The 7,982-nt window shown below is 43.7% G+C and carries 6 protein-coding genes; all 6 read left to right on the top strand.

Annotated elements, in window-relative coordinates:
- The first annotated feature begins 116 nt into the window (after positions 1-116).
- The 6 genes from AACT21_RS03480 to vctG all read left to right on the top strand — a co-directional run bounded on the left by AACT21_RS03480 (position 117) and on the right by vctG (position 7,974).
- The gene (locus AACT21_RS03480; protein ID WP_019282661.1) at positions 117-878 is read left to right on the top strand and encodes a class II glutamine amidotransferase; all 762 of its coding nucleotides are present in this window, start codon (positions 117-119) and stop codon (positions 876-878) included.
- Between the two features lie 187 nt (positions 879-1,065).
- A complete protein-coding gene (locus AACT21_RS03475) occupies positions 1,066-3,510 on the top strand; it encodes a M9 family metallopeptidase (RefSeq protein WP_094164360.1) in 2,445 nt (814 codons plus the stop codon).
- 239 nt (positions 3,511-3,749) lie between these two features.
- On the top strand, positions 3,750-4,931 hold the full coding sequence (locus AACT21_RS03470) for a DUF3103 domain-containing protein (protein WP_017045107.1): 1,182 nt from the start codon (positions 3,750-3,752) through the stop codon (positions 4,929-4,931).
- A gap of 195 nt (positions 4,932-5,126) precedes the next feature.
- Positions 5,127-6,038: a siderophore ABC transporter substrate-binding protein gene (locus tag AACT21_RS03465; RefSeq protein ID WP_202599578.1), complete on the top strand. Its 912-nt coding sequence runs from the start codon at positions 5,127-5,129 to the stop codon at positions 6,036-6,038.
- 27 nt (positions 6,039-6,065) lie between these two features.
- A complete protein-coding gene (vctD, locus tag AACT21_RS03460; protein WP_026027432.1) occupies positions 6,066-7,001 on the top strand; it encodes an iron chelate uptake ABC transporter permease subunit VctD in 936 nt (311 codons plus the stop codon).
- 22 nt (positions 7,002-7,023) lie between these two features.
- Positions 7,024-7,974, top strand: coding sequence for an iron chelate uptake ABC transporter permease subunit VctG (vctG, locus tag AACT21_RS03455; protein WP_088729810.1), 951 nt, complete (start codon positions 7,024-7,026; stop codon positions 7,972-7,974).
- Positions 7,975-7,982: the final 8 nt, after the last annotated feature.

The following is a 7,982-nucleotide window of genomic DNA, read 5'->3' as shown; positions in this document are numbered from 1 at the left end:
AACTTGTGGCGTTGATGAGCCAAGTGGCAAAGGTATCGTTGCCTGGACACCTTGCAGCCATTGAGCAAACGTGCTTTATTGAAATCAGTGACTGATTATTTTGGAATGTTTGCATTATGTGCCGTTGGCTCGCCTACCAAGGAACTCCTATCTACCTCGATCAACTGGTTTATCAACCGGAACACTCTCTCGTGCACCAAAGTTTAGAAGCGCGTAAAGCGGTCACCCGTGTCAACGCTGATGGGTTTGGGCTGGGTTGGTATACCGAACGCACTACACCCGGGCAGTTTCATGAAGTCTTACCCGCTTGGGGAGATGAAAACCTGCGATCCTTAACGCATCACATTCGTTCTCACCGTTTTATGGCGCATGTGCGTTCGTCCACCGGAACGCAGGTTTCCCGTTCTAACTGTCATCCGTTTATTTTGGATCACTGGATGTTTTTACATAACGGGCAAATTGGTGAGTTTGAAAAAGTGAAATTCGCCTTAGAACGGCAGCTACCGGAATCGCTATACGTCAAGCGTGTTGGGACAACGGATAGTGAATTGATTTTTTTATTGATGATGAGTAATGGGTTACGCAGTCAGCCAGTACAAGCCATTACGACCACGATTGGTCAAATTGCGCAGGCTTTGGCGGAGAAACAGATAGTCACACCTTTTAAAGCTTCGATTTGTATCTCTGATGGGCAAGATTTTTGGTTAGTGCGTTATAGCTCTGATGGTAATCCGCCGACCGTGTTTAGTAAAAGCGAAGGCGATAATATGGTGGTTGCGTCAGAACCCCTTGATAGTGAAAGTGGTTGGCAAATGATTGAGCCGCAAACCATTACTCATGTGATTGGCACTCAATGTACTGTGTATCCGATCACTTAGTTAGTGGTGGAAAAATTAGTAATGTATTGATATATAAGATCTATTGGTTAATCGATTGCTCTCTCATGAGAGCAATTCTTTTTTGAAGTAAGATCCTGGTTTCTGTGCATCAAGTTTCATTTTGTTGATGTGATTCTGATATAAATCGCGACTCATTCATTTCTATGATCTATAGAGAGTCGTTACTATGCGTATTGCTCCGGTTCCATCTATTCATTCCCCTCGTCCCAAACCTAATGCTTTGCTATTGGCATTATCGTTAGCAGGATTACCGTCTTTTTCTTATGCATCAGATGCCTGCCAGTTTAGCGATCTTACCCAAGCACAAGAGCCCATTTTAGCGATTAAAAATGCACAACCAGCCTGTTATAACTCGTGGTTTTATACCGATAGTAAAGCCATCTTGGGTCTATACAGTGAAAAGAATATAGACAGTATTAACCGAGCGCTGGCGTTAGAGGTTTCGCAATATCAAGGAACGGAAGCGCAAGCCAAATCTATTGCTAATTTGGGGGAGTTTATCCGTGCCGCTTATTATGTGCGCTATGGTGTAAAGCAAGAGTTTGGCGATTATTCGGATCAATTGAGCAATGTGATTGCGGATACGATCAACCAGTTTATGTTATCGCCTTATAGTTTGAGCTTAGGTCGTGAACAAGTGGCGGCCATGTCGAGCTTAACGTTAATGGTCGATAACGTGAAACGCCTACCTTCAACGATGGCGAATTTCATTGTGCTATTGGACGCCTTTAACCCACAAACGGCGCAAGATGTGCAGTTTGTTGATGGTTTAAATAACTTATTTCGATCCATGAGCGGCCATGCTTCGCGTGATGATTTTTATCAAGACATTGAAGCCCATCCAGAATATTTGGAGACACTGTATCGTTTTGCCACTGAGCATGATTGGGCGTTAGGAACCGATGCCGATTTCATTTTGTACAATGCGGTGCGTGAAACGGGGCGCTTACTGGTTAGCCCTTACCCAAACACCAAAACTCGAGTCATTGCGATTTTAGAAAAAGTATTGGAGCGTTACCCGCTGGGTGGACGTAGCGATAAACTCTGGATTGCTTCGGTTGAAATGCTTTCTTACTACGCGCCAGAGACATTGGAAGCGCTTAATTTAACGCAAGCTAAGCAGCAACTTGAACAGCGTATCATGCCAAATCACCATCAATGTGATGGGCCTGCTATTATCCGCTCGCAAGGCTTAACACCTCAGCAAGCAGAGCAAGCGTGTGGCATTTTGAATGAGAAAGAAGCCGACTTCCATGCCGTCGCGAATACCGGTTTCACGCCCGTGGCCGATGATCTCAATCAACAAGTGGAAGTGGTGGTATTTGATAGCAACGAAAGTTATGTCAGTTATTCCAACTTCTTGTTTGGCAATACTACCAACAACGGCGGGCAATACCTTGAAGGCAACCCGGCTGATGCCAACAACACAGCGCGCTTTGTCGCTTATCGATATGCGCAGGATGAGGCGTTGTCTATTCTCAATTTAGAGCATGAATATGTGCATTATTTGGACGGACGCTACAATCAATACGGTTCGTTTTCTCTCAATTTAAGTGAAGGCCATATCGTATGGTGGTTGGAAGGCTTCGCTGAATACATGCACTATAAAAAAGGCTATCAAGCGGCGATAGACTTAATTGCTGAGAAAAAACTGAGCCTCACGCAAGTACTGGCCACTACTTATCAAAATGACACCAATCAAATTTATCGCTGGGGCTATTTAGCGGTTCGTTTTATGCTGGAAAAGCATCCCAATGAAGTGGATCAACTGCTAGCGCTATCACGTAGTGGTGATTTCAAAGCATGGGCTGAGCAAGTGAAACGGATCGGCAAAAGCCTAGACAGCGAATTTTCAACTTGGTTAGACACTTTGACAACGGACAGTGGTAATCCAGACGATCCGACTGTGCCGCCAATTCAACCAGAAGACACGATGAATCATTTAGCGTTAGGGCAAAGTGTTACCTTGTCGGGTGAGCAGTACAGTGAACAACTCTATTATATTGATGTTCCAGATAATGTCAGTGAATTGTCGATTAATATTAGCGGTGATGGTGACGCCGATCTTTATTTAAGTTATGAAAAAATTGCGCATTATTATGATTATCAAATAACAAATTTTGAACTGCATAGTAATGAAACAATTGCACTAGAAAAACAAGCCAATGGTACCGTTTTACCGGGTCGCTATTATTTTAGTATTACGGGTAGAGAAGCTTACCAGCGTGTTGAATTAAATACGAAAGTAAGTTACGCCATTACCGATAATACGCAAAAGCCTAGTGATGATTTAGCACCTGTTGTTCTCGAAAATCGTCAGCCAATGACGTTGGGTATTCATCAAACTCGCTATGCAGCGATTTATGTACCAGAGGGAATGAACAGTGTCAAAGTTTGGCTCCAGCCTATTGATGAGATGGCAGCCCACAATGTTGATCTTTATGCAGAAAGCGAGCACTGGCCTACATTGACTCATTTTGACCAAGCGTCTAAACGTGCTGATAGCTATGAGTATATTGAACTGCCAGTAACGCAAGCGGGCTATGTTCATTTCATGCTTAATGCACAGCAAGCCAATAGCCAAGTTGAGCTCTATGCAACTTATGAATAATTAATGAATAAAAAGAAGTGTAAAAGCACTTCTTTTTATTAAAATCATATAATTAGCCAGAAAAGTAATAGCTACATTAACATTATGTAATTTAATCTTTACTTAATAATAATTTGATCTTGTGGGAAGAATATAAATTAACACTCTATTTATTTCTTGAAAGAATAGCATTCGGTGATATTGTGTTTTTATGTAGAGTTATTACTCTATGTTGTAATTAAAAATATTAAGGGTTCATTATGAGATATATAACACCCGTTTCATTACTGCTTGTGGCCACTATTATGGGGTGCAACTCAGAAGAAGCGACAACCAGTAGCACCAGTCAATCCAATGCTGATGCGATTGCACAGCAAAAAAGAGCGTTAGCACTGCAACTGAGTGAAAGTTACGCCGAGCTTGAAACCACACTTAAAACTGAAATCAGCGCGCAAAACCTATCCATTTCTGTTTCCACTTTGTTTGAAGAGCAGCCTGATTCCGATTTTAGTCAACAGATGGTTGTAGCAGACGCGCAAATTCGTTCAATGAAAGGCATTGAGGATTTTACTGAGCAATTGCTGCAACTGCGTATTGCCGATGCGTCGATGATTAAAGAGTGGCAAGAAGGGCAAAGCCCGTTGTTTGCTTTTGAGCCCAAAGGTAATGATGCGTCTTGGCAATATATTGAAGCGTTTGATGTGTACGGACAGGTGCATCAACTGGACGTATATCAAATGCCAGATGTACCCGTTTTCGTGGTTGATAGTAATAGCGAAGTGGAATTGCGCGCAGGCTTACAAGCAATGCGTGCACAGATGAACGCATTGGGTCAATCGACCACATTGACCACAGTAGAAAGTGGTAGCGTCGCCGCGCAAGCGATGGCCCGCAGCAGCGATAATAGCGCTGAGCCTATTTCCACCACAGTACTGAAAAAAATTCGTTTAGCGGATGACAAAGAACCGTGGATCTCTGGAGCGGCTGAAATTTATGCGATTGTTACAGGCATCAATCCAAGCCGAGATGAGCCGACCATTGACTTAGTTGAAATGCCTTATTTGGATTACGACAAGCAAGATTACTTCCCAAATCAAGTGATGATCCAATGGTCTCGTTACCGTTGGGGCGCAGCCGATCTTATCTTGATGGAGCAAGATGATGGTACCGATTATAAGGAGCTGGCTAAATTACTCGTCAAAGTAGCGGAAGAAGTACTGAAGCTTATCCCTGATCCAGAAGTGCAGGCGTATGCGATTATTCCGCAAATCACGGGCAAGATCATTGATGCGATTCCCGATGGTTTACTGGTCAACGACGACGATTATGTCGATGTCTTTTACACCTTGATGCAAGACACCAGTTATGTTGATCATCCTGGAGCGAGTGGTAACGCAGTGGCCACTTTTGAGCCTTTGACGATTAACCCGACACGTCCATAACATTTCTCTCCCCCTAGAAAGCGAGCGCGAATCTCTTATTAGCGCTCGCTTTTTCATCATTCTTGCTGCTTCTGATCATCATGGCTGATTTTGATGTGAATAGGGTTGCTTGAACGACGGTCAACGATTATATTACCCGAACTTAATGCGAATGCTTATCAAAATCTGTCGCAGTTATTTTAAATGGGAACCTATATGAAATCGTTGTTTAGTTTGGCAGCACTTGGCTTGCTTACCTCTTTTACTCTCAGTGCTAAAACCGTTTCTGTGGATCATCAACTCGGTACCACGACGATCGAGCAAAATCCGCAACGTGTGGTTGTCATTGGTTTGGGTGCGTTAGATACGTTAGATCGCTTTGGTATTGAACCTGTCGCGGTATCGAAAGTGACTGAACTGCCGAATTATTTAGCGAAGTACAACAGCGATACATACGCACCTGCCGGTTCTTTATTTGAGCCTGATTTCGAAACCATTTATATGCAAAAACCGGATGTGATTGTGATTGGGCCGCGCGCCGCAACCAGTTATGACGAGCTATCTAAAATTGCACCAACTATCGTTTTTGCAGCCGATGCAAGCCAAGGCTACTGGCAGAGTACACAGCAGCAGTGGCGTAATCTAGGCAAAGTCTTTGCTATTGAAGATCAAGTGGAAGCCAAAATTGAAGATTTAGATAAGCAGTTTCAAGCACTTCGTAGCTTTAACCAGAACAACCAAATCGATGCGCTCACAGTGATGAGCTCTGGCGGTAACATTACCGCTTTTGGGCCTGAATCACGTTTCTCGGCGGTGTATAAAGATTTTGGATTCAAAACGACCGTCGATAGCATCAAAGCGACACGCCATGGCGATCTAATCTCTTATGAATTTATTCGCGAACATGATCCTAAAACCTTATTGATCATTGATCGCGATACGTTGGTCAACAAAGGGCAAAGTCACACTCGCCAAGAGTTTGAAAATGACCTGATCAAAGCGACGGCAGCCTACAAAAATAAAAGTATGGCCTTTTTAGACCTTAATGCTTGGTACCTATCCATTTCTGGTGTGACTGCTACCGAGCAGATGATCAGCGACGTTAGAAATGCTGTACACATTCACTAATTTGCCACAAACAAGCTGAGGTTAGCTTTGAAAAAGTTATTGCTTGCTTTGTTGGTAGTCAGCCTATCTTCACTGTTTGTGGGGGTAGGCAATCTATCACTAATGGCATTACTGCAAGGGGATGCCCATGCTTGGCAACTGCTCTTTACCAGTCGTTTGCCACGTTTGTTGGCGATTGTTTTAGCCGGGGCAGGGCTCAGTATCGCGGGTCTTATTATGCAGCAAATCAGTCAAAACCGATTTGCCGCGCCTTCTACCTCCGGTACCATTGAATGCGCCATGCTGGGCTATGTGTTGAGCTTAGTCTTTTTTGGTCACGGTGAAAGCTTGTGGCTTATTTTCTCGGTTTCGATTGCGGGCACTTTGCTGTTTGTACAACTGATTCAGCGCGTGCAGTTTAAAAATGCCATTTTTGTCCCTTTGATCGGCATTATTTTTGGTAATGTGGTGGAATCCGCCGCCTCCTTCATCGCTTACAAATACGATGCGATACAAAACCTTTCTAGCTGGACGGTAGCCAATTTTGCCAATTTGCTGAAAGGGGATTTCGAACTGCTCTATATTGCGATTCCGGTTGCCCTCTTTAGCTATTTGTATGCGGCGCGAATTTCGGCCGTCGGCATGGGTAAAGATTTTGCTGTGAACTTAGGGCTTAACTATCAGCAAGTGCTGGTGATTGGCGTTTGTTTGGTGTCGGTGATGTCTGCGACGGTTGTGATGATTGTCGGTCAACTGCCTTTTTTAGGGTTGATTGTGCCTAATTTAGTCAGCCACTATTACGGCGACAACTTACGCAAAAATATCCCTCGTACGGCCATTTTCGGTGCGTTATTGGTGCTGCTATGTGATTTGGGCGGCCGTTTGATTATTTTCCCCTATGAAGTGCCGATTTCGATGATCATCAGTATTCTCGGTGGCAGTGTATTTATTGTGTTGCTGTTGCGAGGACAACGCCATGGGTAAGTCTGTATGTGCGAGCATCACTTTGCGTGATCATAGCAAACTGTGGTTACTGGTTTTGGCTTCTCTGCTTTTTGCTGGGTTATTTATTGGTGTTGGATTGAACGCCGACAACTATCATTATTTTCTTTCTCGTCGTGTACCCAAAGTATTGGCGATGGTGTTAGCGGGTATTGCCATTGCGCAGTCCTCTCTAGCGTTTCAAACCATTACCCACAACCGAATTTTAACGCCCAGCATCATGGGGTTTGATTCACTTTACCTGTTCGTGCAGGTGCTAGTGGTGACTCTTTTTGGTGGCCTAAGTAGCTACGCGCTCAATGCTTATCTCAATTTTTCGTTGTCCGTTGCTGCCATGTTGCTGTTTTCTAGTTTGTTATTCGCTTTTTATTTTCGTAAGCAGCAGAGTAACTTAATGGTGTTGTTGTTATTAGGAGTCATTCTGGGGCAACTGTTTTCCAGCATTTCCTCTTTTTTGATCATGCTGATGGATCCGAATGATTTTTCATCGGTACAGTCCAATATGTTTGCGAGCTTCAACAACGTGAAAGTGGAACTTGTGTATTGGGTAACACCATTACTACTGCTGGTTTGCTTTGGCCTGTTTCGCCTGCATCGCGTGTTGGATGTTTTATGGTTGGATAACGATAACGCGGTCAGTTTAGGGGTGGATGTACGCCGAGTGACGCACCATGTATTGATGCTTAGTGCGGTATTAATTGCTATTTCTACGGCTTTAGTTGGGCCCGTGATGTTTTTTGGCTTATTGGTCACCAACTTAACGCGCGAGTGGTTTCGTTCATACCAACACCGAACCTTATTGATTGGTTGTTCCGCGATGGCGGTGTGTGCATTGCTTTCTGGTCAATGGGTGGTTGAAAAAGTATTCCAGTTTGAAACAACGCTGAGTGTGGTGATCAATTTCATCGGAGGTCTCTATTTTCTCTCCCTCCTTTTACGTAATAAAATGGTTTAATTTCATAT

The organism is Vibrio sp. V08_P9A1T1, assembly GCF_963874405.1.
Classification (GTDB): domain Bacteria; phylum Pseudomonadota; class Gammaproteobacteria; order Enterobacterales; family Vibrionaceae; genus Vibrio; species Vibrio anguillarum.
The sequence above is the reverse complement of the archived record's forward strand: the minus strand, read 5'-3'. Positions and strand labels throughout refer to the sequence as shown.

Bases quoted from the DNA above. Each gene is read 5' to 3' on its own strand.
- AACT21_RS03475 (WP_094164360.1), top strand. From the start codon at position 1,066: ATGCGTATTGCTCCGGTTCCATCTATTCATTCCCCTCGTCCCAAACCT.
- AACT21_RS03465 (WP_202599578.1), top strand. From the start codon at position 5,127: ATGAAATCGTTGTTTAGTTTGGCAGCACTTGGCTTGCTTACCTCTTTT.
- AACT21_RS03480 (WP_019282661.1), top strand. From the start codon at position 117: ATGTGCCGTTGGCTCGCCTACCAAGGAACTCCTATCTACCTCGATCAA.
- AACT21_RS03470 (WP_017045107.1), top strand. From the start codon at position 3,750: ATGAGATATATAACACCCGTTTCATTACTGCTTGTGGCCACTATTATG.